We start from the raw sequence: 13,996 nt of genomic DNA on the forward strand, positions 1-13,996 counted from the left end.
CCTGTCCTCTCAGCCGTACCGGCCAGTGATATAGTCGGTCGTGCGCTGCTCGCGCGGGTTGGTGAAGATGTTGTTGGTATCGCCATATTCCACCAGCTCACCCAGGTGGAAGAAGGCGGTCTTCTGACTGACGCGCGCAGCCTGCTGCATATTATGCGTGACGATCACGATCGCGTAACGGCCGCGCAGGTCGTGGATCAATTCCTCGATGCGCGCCGTGGCGATCGGATCGAGCGCGCTGCATGGCTCATCCATCAGGATCACCTCGGGGTCGACCGCAATGGCGCGGGCGATGCACAGCCGCTGTTGCTGACCGCCGGACAAAGCGGTTCCGCTGTCCGACAGTCGATCCTTTACCTCGCTCCACAACCCGGCGCGGGTCAGCGAGCGCTCGACGATGCCGTCCAGTTCCGACTTGCCGCTCGCCAGCCCGTGAATGCGCGGGCCATAGGCCACATTCTCATAGATCGACTTGGGGAACGGATTTGGCTTCTGGAACACCATGCCAACGCGCGCGCGCAGCTGCACCACGTCCATCTCCCGGGAATAGATGTCCTCGCCGTCGAGCCGGATGTCACCTTGTACCCGCGCGGAGGCGACGGTATCGTTCATCCGGTTGAGGGTTCGAAGAAAGGTGGACTTGCCGCAGCCCGACGGGCCGATGAAGGCAGTCACGTCTTCCTGATCGACATCGATCGAAACGTCTCGGATTGCCTGCTTGTCGCCATAGAAGACGTTGACGTTGCGGGCCGTGATCTTTTGGGTCACCAGCGGGTCTCGAAGCGGTTGCGGAGGTAAATGGCGAGGCCGTTCATCGCGAGCAGGAATATCAGCAACACGATGATGGCGGCGGAGGTCTTTTCCACGAAGCCGCGGGCGACCTCATCCGACCAGAGGAAGATCTGAACCGGCAGCACGGTGGCGGGATCGGCCAGGCCTTCCGGCGGGGCCGCGATGAACGCCCGCATGCCGATCATCAGCAACGGCGCCGTTTCCCCCAGCGCGCGCGCCATGCCGATGATCGTGCCGGTAAGAATGCCTGGCATGGCAAGCGGCAGCACGTGGTGAAACACGACCTGCACCGGGCTTGCTCCGACGCCTAGCGCTGCATCCCGGATCGAGGGCGGCACCGCCTTGATCGCGTTGCGCCCCGCGATGACGATTACCGGCATGGTCATGAGGGCAAGCGTCAGCCCGCCGACGATCGGTGCCGAGCGGGGCAGGCCGAAGGTGTTCAGGAACACCGCCAGCCCGAGCAGGCCGAAGATGATCGACGGCACCGCCGCCAGATTGTTGATCGACACCTCGATCAGGTCGGTCCAGCGGTTCCGCGGGGCATATTCCTCCAGGTAGAGCGCGGACAGAACGCCGATCGGAAAAGCGATCACCAGCGTGACAAGCATGGTGAGCAACGAACCCTTCAGCGCGCCCCAGATGCCTGCGCGCGTAGGGTCGGAGGAGTCCGCGCCACCGAAGAAATCCTGATTGAAGCCGCCGGACAGCTTCTCACCCAGCGATCGGGCGGTTCGCTCCGCCTCCGGCGTTCCCTCGCCCTTGAAGGCCATGTCGATTTCGCTGGCGACCGGCACGTCGATCACGGCGTTCTGCCGCAGCAGCGACGGGTTGGATTTGACGGCCTCACGGACGCGCAGCCAGGCGCCGTCGGACAGCAGCTCGGCACCGCCGAGCGTGGGGAAGGCCAACCCGGCGGCTCCCTCCACGACATTCTCCAGCCCGGCGCCGGCCAACGCCAGATCGGCACGGTCGCCGCGCAACTGTTCAGCCGTGACCTCGAGCTCGGCGGCCCGAAAGTCGATCGGAAGCGCCACGCGGGTTTCGCGGAAACCAGCCGCGCCCTGAAGCACCATCGTGACGATCAGAAAGGCAAGGAAGGCCGCGGAGAGGACGATGGCGCCCAGGCCGAGCAAACGAAACCGCCGCTCCGACGCATAGCGCCGCGCGATGCGGCGCTGCATCGTGCTGGTGCGCCAGTCCGTAGGAGCGCGATCAATCATAAGCCTCGCGGTACCTTTTCACGACAACCAGTGCGACGATGTTGAGAAGCAGCGTCACGACGAACAGCGTGAGCCCAAGCGCGAACGCCGCCAGTGTCTTGGCACTGTCGAATTCCGCCTCTCCGGTGAGCAAATCAACGATCTGCTTGGTCACTGTGGTGGTGCTGGCAAACGGATTGAGCGTCAACGTGGCCACGCCGGACGCCGCCATGACGACGATCATCGTCTCACCGATCGCGCGGCTGACGGCCAGAAGGACCCCGCCAACGATACCCGGGAGCGCCGCCGGTACCAGGACCTTGCGAATGGTTTCGGAGGGCGTGGCGCCCATAGCGAGGCTGCCATCGCGCATCGAGCTGGGCACGGCTGCCAGTGAATCGTCTGCCATGGAGGAGACAAAGGGGATGATCATCACGCCCATGACGAGACCCGCGGCAAGCGCGCTCTCGCTGCTCGCCCAGCGGATTCCGATCGTCACGGCGAAGTCGCGAATAGCCGGTGCAACGGTGAGTGCGGCGAAATAGCCGTAGACCACGGTCGGCACGCCGGCGAGCACCTCGAGCAGCGGCTTCACCCAACGGCGGGTGGAGGCGCGGGCATATTGGGTCAGGTAGATCGCGCTCATCAAACCGAAGGGGATGGCGACGATCATCGCGATCACGGCGCCGATGAAGAAGGTGCCCCAGAACAGCGGCACCGCGCCGAGGCTGGCGCCGGGGTCGCGGGCGTCGATCACCTGCGGCGACCAATGCGTGCCGAACAGAAAATCGGTGATGGGAACGATCGAGAAGAAGCGGGCGCTTTCGAACAACAGGCTCGCTACGATGCCGAAGGTCGTCAGAATAGCGATAAGCGAGGCGGCCAGGAGAAGAACCATCACGATCCGCTCTACCTGCGTACGGGCAGCGAAATGCGGATGCACCCTGACGAAGGAGAAAGCGAAGCCGGCAAAGGCGAGCAGAGAAGCAAGCCCGGTGGCAATCCAGTCAAACCGGCGCTGAGCCGCGGCATAGGCCGGGGCGAGCGATTCCGAAAGCTCGTGAAAGGCGCCAAATGCCTCTCCGCGCGCGAGGTTGCGCGCTTCGGAGAGAATGGCCGAGCGCTCAAATCCTTGTGACGGGAGTGCGGACGCCATTGGCGTGGTCAGTACCGCATCAGTCACCATCGCTGGCGACACGAAGAACCACACGGCGAGAAAGAGCAGGGGTGGCACCGCGGTCCATAGTGCCACGAACCAGCCGTGATGACCGGGAAGCGCACTGAAGCGCGAGGTACCGCCTTGGCGCAGCGAAAGCGCGCGCGCGCGTGCCACGAACCAGCCGATCAGACCGAGGGCAAGGACCAGGAAGAACAGCGGACCGATGCTCATTTCAGCGCTGTCCCAGCCAGTGCCTTCTCATCCCGGACGATGGTTGCCGTCTGCTGCTGCACGGCGGCAGGCGCCGGGATCAATCCGCGGCGGGCGAGCGGGCCATTTTCACCCCATAGCCGGGTATATTGCCGGACAAACTGGCGGAGGCCGGGAACGGCGTTCATGTGCGCCTTCTTCACATAGATATAAAGTGGCCGCGCACCCGGGTATGTACCGTTGGCAATCGTCTCCTCGCTGGGAGTGACGCCAGCAATGGGCACACCGTTCACCGACCCCGCATTCTCCTCGAGATAGGAATAGCCAAAGACACCGATGGCGTTCGGATTGGCGGTCAGCTTCTGGACGATCAGATTGTCGTTCTCACCCGCATCCACATAGGCGCCGTCTTCGCGGACGCGCTGGCACCGGGCCTTGAAGGCGTCCGCATCGTCCGCCTCGAGCTTTTCGGCTTCCGGGTCACTTTCCAGGCAACCGCGCGTCAGGATGAGTTCGGACAGCGCATCCCGCGTGCCGCTGGTGGACGGCGGGCCATAGACCTGGATCGGAATGGATGGGAGCGCCGGGTTCACATCGCGCCAGGTGCGTGCAGTGTTCGGCTTGCCCTTGGGCGTGGCGGCGAGCGCCAGATAAATTTCGGTGGGGGTGAGCGCCATCTTGGGCCCGTTCCGAGCTTCGGCGAAGGCCACGCCGTCGATGCCGACCTGCACCTCCAGGATTTGCTCAGCACCATTCTTTGCGCACGTATCGTACTCGCTGCGCTTCATCCGCCGCGAGGCATTGACGATATCCGGGTGCGCCGCACCGATCCCGGCGCAGAACAGCCGCATCCCCGCGCCCGTGCCGGTCGACTCGATCACCGGCGGCCGGGCGCCGGGACTATTGGCGAGATATTGTTCGGCCACGATCGTCGTGAAGGGATAGACGGTCGAGGAGCCCACCGCCTTGATCTGCGCGCGGGCGCCTGCACCCCCGCTGGCCTGATCATGGCAAGCCGAGCAGAGCGCGATCAGCGCAATGAGCGTAGCGACGCGAATCATTGAGTCCCGACAGGTGTTGCCCCCGACGCGCCGCCTCTGTGACACACGCGTTACTGCTTCATGACACCGGCTTCGGCGATTCCTGTCCAGGAGCCCGCAGCGTGACGCTGACGCGCGTACCTTCGCCAACCCGGCTGGATATCTCCAGTCGCCCGCGATGACGCTCTACGATGTGTTTCACGATCGCGAGCCCGAGCCCGGTTCCCCCGACCGACCGGCTTCGCCCGGGATCGACGCGATAAAATCGCTCCGTCAGCCGCGGCAGATGCTCAGGCGCGATGCCTTCGCCCTGATCCGCCACGATTAGGCGGATGGCGCCATTGTCGCGCGTGATCGAGACGCGCACGGGCGTGCCCGGCTGACCATATTTCATCGCGTTGCCGATCAGGTTGTGCAGCAGTTGCGACAGCTGCAAGCGATCGCCAAGCACCGGAATGGCGCCGGCGTCATGCTCCAGAATGATGTCCCGCCCGCGACCATCGTGCGCCTCGGCCAGTTCGGCATGGGTGTCGTCCACCAATGCGCCCAGATCCACCACATCAGATGGAACGCGGAACTTCTCCGCCTCGATGCGGGACAGGCTCATCAGATCATCGACAAGCCGCTGCATGCGGCGTGCCTCGTCGAACACGATCTTGAGGAAGCGCGCCCTGATCGCCGGATCGTCGCCCGCCGTGTCGGAAAGTGTTTCGACATAGCCCAGGATCGAGGCAAGCGGCGTGCGCAGTTCGTGGCTGGCATTCGCAACAAAATCGACCCGCATCCGCTCTGCAGCGTGGCTGCCGCTGCGATCGGACAGGTGAACAAGTCGCCGACCGTCGCCGATCGGCGCGATCTGCATCTCCCACCGCTGATCGGCCGATCCCAGGCCGGTCAACGCGACCGGACCGGCGCTCGCCTCGCTGGCCAGAAGCCCGGAGGCCGCCGGGTGTCGAATGGCGATGCGGGCGTCCTCGCCGACGATATGCGAGCCGAGCAGGGCACGCGCGGCGCCATTGGCGCTGGCAATGCGCGGTCCCGAGAGGATCAGCACCGGCTCGCCGAGCGCATCCAGAACCGGTCCGAGTGGGGAGGGCGGCTCCGGCATCGTCGGCACTACGGGGTGATCGTCTTCGAGCGCGCGGCCTGCCGCGCTGGCAAAGATCGCCGCGACCGCGCCGACGATGCTGACGATGATCGCCTCCTGACTGGCGCCGACAAAGCCGAGGATCACTGCCGTCAAAGCGACGATTGCGAGCGCGATCCAGCCGCGACGAGAGAGTATCTGACTCATGTGCTTGCTGTGGCGCCGATCGTTGCGAAGCCTTCTGGGTAAGATGCCGCACGGGGGATTGTCCATCCCGTGCGCGCCTACAGGCAAACTTACCGGCAGCGTCCCAGGACGGTACGTGCCCGACGCACTTCTTGTATGCCCGTTAGGATTATGGAAGGGCGTGGTGGACGAAAGAGGCCCGATGAGCGACCCCGCCGATCATGATCAGCCAAGCCAGCCGCAGCGCCGTCGCGCGCTGCGCATCGGGGCAGTGGGTGCTGTTGCGGTGGTCTCGATCCGGCCAGCTATGGCTCAGGCTTATGGCTCGGTGCTGACCTGTGAAGTTCCGGTGCCGGATCCTGGTCGGGCGGGGAGCTATATCGACGCGGCGGGGAAGGTCGTGCCGGCGGGAACCAAGGGCGCCTTCGCACCGCCCGGCCGTCCACTGAAGGGTGAAGACATCCGGCGTGCACTGGCGGCGGGGGGAACCCTGCCCGGCGTCGATTACGAACGCAGCCGCGCTTACCTCAAATATGTTCAAAACCTGCGCAGTGGAACGACCGGCTTTACCTGCTTCGCGTCACTGCAGATGCCCCGGCGCTGATCGATGACGGCGACGCGCTATCGCGCGCCGCAGCCAGGCGAGCTGTCGTTCGTTCATCTGGACGAACTGGTCGCCATCTTCCATCGCGCCTCCGGCATCACGCATCTCGTCACCACACCGGTGCCCGAGTTGCTGGCCGCGCTCGCGGGACGGTGGATGACGTTGCACGGCATCGAGCAGGAGTTTGAGCTGATCGACGGCGACCGGGTCGGCCTTCGCGCGATCATGGATGAGCTGACCGTGGCCGGGTTGATCGAGCAGGCATGAAACACAGGTTCGGCGTGCGCGTGGGCCCGGTGACGTTCCGGATCGGTTCGGCCTGGAGCCGGCCGATTACCGAACTACGCGCACTCTATCGCGACTATCCGATTGATGATGGCGTTCCCGACTTCACGGTCCGCCTTGCGCCTCCCAAGCCCTGGCGGCGGTGGCTGCGGCCAACCATAGCCATCGAAGGCGACTTCATCATCCCCGACGCTGCGCCGCTGCCTCTTCAGCACAGCCTGCTCGCCGCGGAAATGGGCATGAACCTGCAGATGGCGCTGGGACAACGGCGGTTCCTGCTTCTCCATGCGGCCGCCGTGGAACGTGACGGAATGGCCATCGTGCTGACGGGCGAGTCCGGCGCTGGTAAGTCCACGCTTGCGGCGCTTCTTCAGTCGCGAGGTTGGCGGCTGATGGCGGACGAGTTCGTCTTGCTGGATCCCGCATCCGGGCTTGTGCATCCGTTCCCCCGACCGGTCAGCTTGAAGAACGACGCGATAGATGTTGTCGCGAGAATTCTGCCTGACGCAAGCTGGGGACCGCTGATGAGCGAAACGCCCAAGGGAACGATCCGGCACCTGATCCCGGCCCCATGCGCGCTTGCTGCCGCCGAGCAACCCGCACGGCCCGTGTTGCTGCTGTTTCCGCGTTACGGCCTTGCGGCGGACCAGCGGCCGGTTGGAGCGGGCGAAGCCTTCGTGCGGCTGACCCAAGCCTCGACCAATTACGTGATCCTGGGAGAGCGTGGTTTCACCGCCTTGACGCGGCTGGTGAGCGACGTGACGCGGGCCGCAATCGATTATTCGAGTGCCGATGAAGCAGCCGCCATGATCGAGGCGCTCTGGTGAATCCTGCTCGTACGCTCGCCGCCCTGCTAACCGACCCGGCCTTGGCCCAGTCGCTTGATCTACCGGGATGGACGGCGGTGCTTGCCGTTGCCCGTGCCGAGCAACTGATCGGCACGCTGGCCATACGGCTTGAGGGTCTGACAATGCCCCCCCAGGTCGCTTCGGTGCTGCTCGATGCCAAATCGACCGCGATCGAGGGGAGGCGGCAAGCACTCTGGGAAGCCGAGATGGCGCGGCGAGCCCTGCAGGGAGTGGCCGAGCCGTTGATCCTCCTGAAAGGCACCGCCTTTGTGGCCGCCGGGCTCGCGGCTGGGCAGGGACGGTCCATCGGTGATCTCGACATCCTCGTTCCGCGCGCGCGGCTGCCGGAAGTGGAGACGGCGCTGTTGGCGAACGGGTGGATGTGGGTGAAGCCCGATCCCTATGATGATGCTTACTACCGCCGGTGGATGCACGAGCTGCCGCCGCTGATCCATCCCGAACGCGACCGGATGATTGACGTGCATCACACGATCCTGCCCCTAACCGCACGGATGAGGCCGGACGCCGAGAAGCTGATCGCCGATGCGGTGCCGCTCGGCAACGACTGTGCCATACTTCACCCCTCAGACATGGTCGTCCATGCGGCCATACACCTGTTTGGCGACGGAGATCTTAGCGGCGGCCTGCGCAATCTATGGGATATCGACAGATTGCTGCGGGAGTTCTGCGACGAGGACGAAACCTTTTGGGCACAGCTGACTAATGCCGCTTCCTGCCACGGCGCAGCACGCGTCGTAGCGCGCGCCGTCAGCCTTTCGCATATTCTTTTCGGGACGCCCGCGCCTGCGTCATGGACGCAGAGGAGACTGGCAGACCGTTGGTACCTCAGGCGGCTGCTCGCTCGTGATGGTTGGGGGCGGCCGACGCACCATTTCACCCGCCTGACCTTCTATATTCGCTCGCACTGGCTGCGCATGCCGCCGTTGATGCTTGCCCGCCACCTTTGGATCAAGTGGCGGAAGGGCGCCGGCGGAACAGCGCCACCACCATCAGGACTGTGACGATCACCGCCGTATCGGCGACCCAGTCCATGATGTCGCACGTGCGGTTCAGGGCAGGGATGGACTGGACCACCTCGATCATGGCGCCGAGAAAGGCGAGCCGCTCGCCGATGCGGAACAGCGAGCCCTGCGGATAAGCGGTGACGGAGAGGATCGTCAGAGTGCCGAACGCCAGCATATGCTGGTATTTGTCACCCTCGATCGGCACCTTGGGCGGGTGCGGAAGAAGCGCCATGGTAACGACGAACGCGGCCGTGGCGACCAGCAGGATACGCCAGAACGTTGGGGCGCGAAGGGTCACCCGAGCCGCTCCAGCGCAGGAATGAGATCATCGAAATGATCGATGATCGCTTCGGCGCCAAGCTCCTCCACCGGCTGCATGAGGAAGCCGAAGCGACAGGCGATGGCCGGGACGCCCGCTGCGTGCGCGGCAGCCACGTCATAGATCGAATCGCCCACGAAAGCCGCGCGTCCGCCACCCGATTGTTCGATCATGGCGAGGATCGGATCGGCGGCCGGCTTGCTCCTGCCCGGGCCGAGCGTGTCGCCCCCGATCATGCACGAGAGCCGGTCCAGCAGGCCGACGTCGCGCAACACTTCGCGGGCGAAGCCCTCGAGCTTGTTCGTCACCACGGCTATTTTCACCCCGCGCTCCTGAAGCGCGTCCAGCGCGGCCACGGCGCCGGGAAAGGGGGCCGTATGGATCGACAGGTTGCGTGCATAGTGATCGAGGAGGATGCGGTGCAGCCGATCGAGCAAGGCCTCGTCGGAACCGCCGGTCGCTTCCAGCCCCTGCGACAGCATGTGCCGCGCACCGCCACCAATCATGGGCTTGATCGCGGCAACCGGTAAAGGTGAACGGCCGGCCTCCGCTAGCGCGTGATTCACAGCAGCGGCGAGATCGCCACTGGTATCGAGAAGCGTGCCGTCCAGGTCGAAGCCGACAATGTCGAAGGGAAATGGCTGCATTGTGCGAGCGGCGTGGCGCGTCGCTATGGAAATGGCAAGCATGTGATGGCACAGGCGCGCCATGACGAGCCGTCCTCTCGCCGTAATCGTGCTTGCCGCTGGCAAGGGCACGCGTATGAAATCCGCGACGCACAAGGTGCTTCACCCGATCGCCGGTAAGCCCATGCTGGCCCATTTGCTTGATCGCGCCGCAGAACTTGGGCCCGCCCAGACCATCGTTGTCGTCGGAGCGGGGCGGGAGCAGGTTGAATCGGCCGTGGCGCCACTCGGCATCAGTGTCGTACACCAGGCGGAACAGCTTGGGACGGGCCACGCCGTGCTCCAGGCGGCCGAAGCCTTGCAGGATTTTTCCGGTGATGTCCTGATCCTCTACGGCGATGTTCCGCTGGTGCCGGCAAACACGATGCGGCGCATGGTGTCGCGGCTGCATGACCCCGACGCTCCGACGGCGGTGGTGCTCGGCTTTCGGCCGGAAGATGGGGGAGCTTATGGCCGGATCATCGCCGACGAGGCTGGACGCATCCAGAAGATGGTCGAGTTCAAGGATGCATCTTCCGAAGAGCGAGCCGTAAACCTCTGCAACTCTGGCCTTATGGCGGTCGCGAGCGAGGATCTGTTCTCGCTTCTTCAGCGCGTCGGCAATGACAATGCGGCGGGCGAATATTACCTGCCGGATATCGTAATGCTGGCAGCCGCCGATGGTCGCGGATCGGCAGTGATCGAGACAGCGGCCGACGAAGTGTCCGGTGTGAACAGCCGAGAGGAACTGGCCGCGCTGGAGCAATCCTGGCAGCGCGTTCGACGGCGGCAGGCGATGGCAGACGGGGCCAGCCTTGTCGCGCCAGACACCGTCTGGTTCAGCCACGATACCCTGCTGGGCCGGGACGTCTTGATCGAGCCCAACGTTGTCTTCGGTCCCGGCGTGTCCATCGCAGACCGCGTGACGATACATGCGTTCAGCCATCTGGAGGGTGCGCGCGTTGCGGAAGGCGCTTCGGTCGGACCTTATGCGCGACTGCGGCCGGGCGCGGTGATGGAGGCAGGCTCCCGCGTCGGGAACTTTGTCGAAATGAAGAAGGCTGTCCTTGGCGAAGGCGCAAAGGCGAACCACCTGACATATCTGGGGGATGCGGAGGTCGGTGCTGGCGCCAACATCGGTGCCGGGACGATCACCTGCAACTATGACGGTTTCTTCAAGTACAAGACCGTTATTGGAACAGGTGCATTCATCGGTTCCAATTCAGCGCTGGTGGCGCCGGTGACAATTGGCGATGGAGCGATCGTGGGGGCAGGCTCTACCATTACAGCGGATGTTCCGGGCGATGCGCTGGCGCTTGTTCGTCCTCCACAGACCAGCAAGGCCGGCTGGGCCGAGCGATTTCGAAACCTGATGCGCGCGCGGAAGGAAGCAAAGTAAATGTGTGGTATCGTTGGCATTCTGGGCGGAGAACCGGTCGCGGACCGTTTGCTCGACGGCCTGAAGCGGCTCGAGTACCGCGGTTACGATTCCGCCGGCATCTGCACCATTCATGACGATCAGTTCGACCGACGTCGTGCGCCAGGCAAGCTCAAGAACCTTGCGCAGCGCCTGGCTGAGGACCCGTTGCCCGGCATGGCCGGGATCGCGCACACGCGCTGGGCCACGCATGGCGCCCCAACCGAGGACAATGCACACCCTCATATCGTGGGTGACGTGGTCATCGTACACAACGGAATCATAGAGAACTTCAAGCCGTTGCGTGATGAACTCATCGCGGAAGGGCGCGAGTTTCGCAGCCAGACCGATACGGAGGTCGTGGCGCATCTAATCGCGCGCGAGGTGGAAGGTGGCGCCGAACCGCGAGCAGCGCTCGCGGCGGTGTTGCCGCGGCTGCATGGCGCCTTCGCCCTGGGCGTGATGGTGCGGACGCATCCTGACCTGCTGCTCGGCGCGCGCCTCGGCGCACCGCTGACCGTCGGCTTCGGCGATGGGGAAAACTACCTCGGGTCGGACGCGCTTGCGCTTGCGCCTTTGACCCAACGCATCGCCTACCTCGAAGAAGGTGACTGGGTGGCGATCACCCGCGACGCCGTCGAGATTTATGATCGTGACAACAAGGCGGTGGAGCGGCCGATCGTGAACTCCGGTGCGTCCGGGCAGCTGATCGACAAGGGCAATCACCGACATTTCATGCAGAAGGAGATCTACGAGCAGCCGGTGGTCGTGGCGCAGACGCTCCGGTCGTACCTTCGGCCGCTCGAAGCGCAGGTCGCGCTGCCGGACATGGACTTTGATCTTTCCAGCATCGAGCGGGTCGCCGTCGTCGCGTGCGGCACGGCCAGCTACGTCGGGATGATCGGCAAATACTGGATCGAACAACTCGCCCGCGTGCCGGTCGAGGTCGATGTGGCAAGCGAATACCGGTATCGGGATCCTGTGCTGCTGCCAAACACGCTCGGCATCGTCATTTCTCAGTCCGGCGAAACTGCGGATACTTTGGCTGCGCTGCGCCATATGCGTGCGGCGGGTGTCACCACTGCAGGCATCATCAACGTGCCGACGAGCTCCATGGCGAGGGAGGTCGATCTTCTGTTGCCGACCCATGCGGGGCCGGAGATCGGGGTAGCATCCACCAAGGCATTTACCTGTCAGCTCGCCGTGATGGCTGCGCTCGCCACCAATCTCGCGCGGGCAAAGGGCCGGCTGGATGACGAAGCGAACGTGGTGCAGCAATTGCAGCAGGTGCCCGAGGCGATGAGCCAGGCGCTGAGCCACGACGCGGAAATCGAAGCCATGGCGCCCAAGATCGCCGTGGCGCGCGACGTGCTGTATCTGGGCCGCGGTCCGGAGTTTCCGCTCGCGCTGGAAGGTGCGCTGAAATTGAAGGAAATCAGCTACATCCACGCGGAAGGTTACGCATCAGGTGAAATGAAGCACGGACCGATCGCGCTGATTGACGATCAGGTGCCGTTGATCGTCATCGCACCGTCAGGCCCGCTGTTCGACAAGACAGTGAGCAACATGCAGGAAGCGCAGGCGCGCGGCGCTCAGGTCGTTCTAATTTCCGATGCAGACGGCATCGCACAAGCTGGCGAGAATGCGATTGCCACGATCGAGATGCCGAAGGTACACCCGCTGATCGCACCCATGGTCTACGCGGTCCCGGTGCAGTTGTTGGCATATCATGTGGCCGTCGCGAAGGGCACGGATGTGGATCAGCCGCGCAATCTCGCGAAGTCCGTTACGGTAGAATAAGCACCAATCAAGGGCGGGGCGAGATCCGCGCGGCAGCTTGCCGATGCCGATCTGCGCCCGCCCTTACAGCTTTCCTGGCGGCGCAGGCGCCGCCACGGTAGCCGCTCTGGCCCTTAATCGAAGCCGCGCTCGAGGAACCGCTCTGCCAAGGCGCAATGCATGGCAACGCCGCGCGCCATGACGCTTTCCTCAATGGTCATCCGGGTATTGTGAAGCGGCGGATTGGTGCGCGGATCGCTGTCGGGTGAAGCCACCCCGACAAAAGCCATTGCCCCAGGCACTTCGCGGAGGACGTAAGAGAAATCCTCGCCGCCCATCATTGGCGCAGGCATGACGGACCAGCCGTTTTCGCCCGAAATCGAGGTGGCGAGATCACGCATCATCGCCGTGGCCCGCGGATCGCAGAACGTGACCGGATACCCTTCGTCGATGCTGATCTCGGCCGTGCAGCCATGTGCAGCCGAAATGTTTTCCGCAATCTGGCGAAATGCCGCTCGCGCCTTTTCACGCGTGTGATCCGACAAGGTGCGCAACGTGCCCATGAGGCGCACTGCATCGGGGATGATGTTGTGGCTGCTCCCGGCATGGATCTGGGTGATCGTGAGCACGGCGGGATCCGCGACAGGAATGCGGCGCGCGAGGAACGCCTGCAGCGCTGTCACGATTTCGCACGCAACTGGGATGGGATCGATGCAATCATGGGGCATCGCCGCGTGGCCACCCTTGCCCTTGATGTTGGCGATCAACGTATCGGTGGAGGCGAGCAGGGGGCCGTCCCGCCCTACGAACACACCCGTCGGCGTATTGGGCGAGATGTGAAGGGCGAAAGCGGCGTCAGGCCGCGCGATGTCCAGCAATCCATCTTCGATCATCCAGCGCGCACCATGATGACCTTCCTCGCCTGGCTGGAACATGAAGACGATCGTTCCGGGAAGCTCGTCCTTGCGGGCGCACAATACGCGTGCCGCGCCAGCCAGCATCGCGGAATGCGCATCATGGCCGCAGGCGTGCATGGCGCCAGGAACAGTGGATGCGAAATCCAGCCCGGTTTCTTCGGTGAGGGGCAGGGCATCCATGTCACCCCGCAGGAGCACGGTTCGACCATTGTCGCCGACCTCACCGCGACTACCGCGCAGAATGGCGATGAACCCGGACGTGGACGAGCTGTCATGAATTTCAAGCGGCAGACCCGCGAGAGCAGCCTTCAGCTTGGCAGTCGTCTTGGGGCATTGAAGCCCAATTTCGGGTTCGGCGTGGATAGCACGGCGGAGCGCGATAGTGTCCGGCAGCGCGGCCTCACCCAGCGGGCGCCAGTCCTGAAGCGCGGTAGGGGCGTTCATGAGCATTCCTTTCGATG

Annotated in this window: 14 protein-coding genes; 6 read left to right on the forward strand and 8 right to left on the reverse strand. The window is 64.2% G+C overall.

Annotated elements, in window-relative coordinates; genetic code table 11:
• Nucleotides 1-9: 9 nt before the first annotated feature.
• The 5 genes from pstB to BMX36_RS03640 are packed head-to-tail and all read right to left on the reverse strand — an operon-like array spanning nucleotide 10 to nucleotide 5,697.
• Nucleotides 10-768: a phosphate ABC transporter ATP-binding protein PstB gene (gene pstB / locus BMX36_RS03620; RefSeq protein WP_066779813.1), complete on the reverse strand. Its 759-nt coding sequence runs from the start codon at nucleotides 766-768 to the stop codon at nucleotides 10-12.
• A complete protein-coding gene (gene pstA / locus BMX36_RS03625; protein WP_256210644.1) occupies nucleotides 765-2,015 on the reverse strand; it encodes a phosphate ABC transporter permease PstA in 1,251 nt (416 codons plus the stop codon). The genes pstB and pstA overlap by 4 nt, the downstream gene beginning before the upstream one ends.
• Nucleotides 2,008-3,384 (reverse strand): phosphate ABC transporter permease subunit PstC, encoded by a 1,377-nt coding sequence (gene pstC, locus BMX36_RS03630; RefSeq protein WP_093063700.1) that lies wholly within the window; start codon nucleotides 3,382-3,384, stop codon nucleotides 2,008-2,010. Before pstC ends, pstA begins: the two co-directional genes overlap by 8 nt.
• The gene (locus BMX36_RS03635; protein WP_093063701.1) at nucleotides 3,381-4,424 is read right to left on the reverse strand and encodes a substrate-binding domain-containing protein; all 1,044 of its coding nucleotides are present in this window, start codon (nucleotides 4,422-4,424) and stop codon (nucleotides 3,381-3,383) included. The genes pstC and BMX36_RS03635 overlap by 4 nt, the downstream gene beginning before the upstream one ends.
• 58 nt (nucleotides 4,425-4,482) lie before the next feature.
• A complete protein-coding gene (locus tag BMX36_RS03640) occupies nucleotides 4,483-5,697 on the reverse strand; it encodes an ATP-binding protein (RefSeq protein WP_093063702.1) in 1,215 nt (404 codons plus the stop codon).
• Nucleotides 5,698-5,878: 181 nt separating this feature from the next.
• Here BMX36_RS03640 and BMX36_RS03645 point away from each other — a divergent pair, with 181 nt between their 5' ends.
• The 4 genes from BMX36_RS03645 to BMX36_RS03660 are packed head-to-tail and all read left to right on the forward strand — an operon-like array spanning nucleotide 5,879 to nucleotide 8,435.
• On the forward strand, nucleotides 5,879-6,280 hold the full coding sequence (locus BMX36_RS03645) for a hypothetical protein (RefSeq protein WP_093063703.1): 402 nt from the start codon (nucleotides 5,879-5,881) through the stop codon (nucleotides 6,278-6,280).
• 3 nt (nucleotides 6,281-6,283) lie between these two features.
• Complete coding sequence (locus BMX36_RS03650) at nucleotides 6,284-6,547, forward strand: hypothetical protein (protein WP_066779796.1); 264 nt, start codon at nucleotides 6,284-6,286, stop codon at nucleotides 6,545-6,547.
• Entirely contained in the window at nucleotides 6,544-7,392 is an 849-nt protein-coding gene (locus BMX36_RS03655; protein WP_093063704.1) for an HprK-related kinase A, read from the forward strand. Before BMX36_RS03650 ends, BMX36_RS03655 begins: the two co-directional genes overlap by 4 nt.
• Entirely contained in the window at nucleotides 7,389-8,435 is a 1,047-nt protein-coding gene (locus BMX36_RS03660; protein ID WP_093063705.1) for a nucleotidyltransferase domain-containing protein, read from the forward strand. Before BMX36_RS03655 ends, BMX36_RS03660 begins: the two co-directional genes overlap by 4 nt.
• Here BMX36_RS03660 and BMX36_RS03665 read toward each other — a convergent pair.
• The gene (locus BMX36_RS03665; protein ID WP_093063706.1) at nucleotides 8,383-8,736 is read right to left on the reverse strand and encodes a VanZ family protein; all 354 of its coding nucleotides are present in this window, start codon (nucleotides 8,734-8,736) and stop codon (nucleotides 8,383-8,385) included. The genes BMX36_RS03660 and BMX36_RS03665 overlap by 53 nt on opposite strands.
• Nucleotides 8,733-9,404 carry an HAD-IA family hydrolase gene (locus BMX36_RS03670; RefSeq protein ID WP_066779849.1) on the reverse strand — a complete coding sequence of 224 codons (672 nt, stop codon included), beginning with the start codon at nucleotides 9,402-9,404 and terminating at the stop codon, nucleotides 8,733-8,735. Before BMX36_RS03670 ends, BMX36_RS03665 begins: the two co-directional genes overlap by 4 nt.
• Nucleotides 9,405-9,465: 61 nt before the next feature.
• On the opposite strand from BMX36_RS03670, the gene glmU reads away from it, so the two are divergent.
• Entirely contained in the window at nucleotides 9,466-10,821 is a 1,356-nt protein-coding gene (gene glmU, locus BMX36_RS03675; protein WP_093063707.1) for a bifunctional UDP-N-acetylglucosamine diphosphorylase/glucosamine-1-phosphate N-acetyltransferase GlmU, read from the forward strand.
• The gene (glmS, locus tag BMX36_RS03680; RefSeq protein WP_093063708.1) at nucleotides 10,822-12,639 is read left to right on the forward strand and encodes a glutamine--fructose-6-phosphate transaminase (isomerizing); all 1,818 of its coding nucleotides are present in this window, start codon (nucleotides 10,822-10,824) and stop codon (nucleotides 12,637-12,639) included.
• Between the two features lie 113 nt (nucleotides 12,640-12,752).
• On the opposite strand, the gene BMX36_RS03685 is transcribed toward glmS, so the two are convergent.
• On the reverse strand, nucleotides 12,753-13,979 hold the full coding sequence (locus tag BMX36_RS03685; RefSeq protein WP_093065198.1) for a M20 metallopeptidase family protein: 1,227 nt from the start codon (nucleotides 13,977-13,979) through the stop codon (nucleotides 12,753-12,755).
• Nucleotides 13,980-13,996: the final 17 nt, after the last annotated feature.

The sequence above is a fragment of the Sphingomonas sp. OV641 genome (genome assembly GCF_900109205.1).
Taxonomy (GTDB): Bacteria; Pseudomonadota; Alphaproteobacteria; order Sphingomonadales; family Sphingomonadaceae; genus Sphingomonas.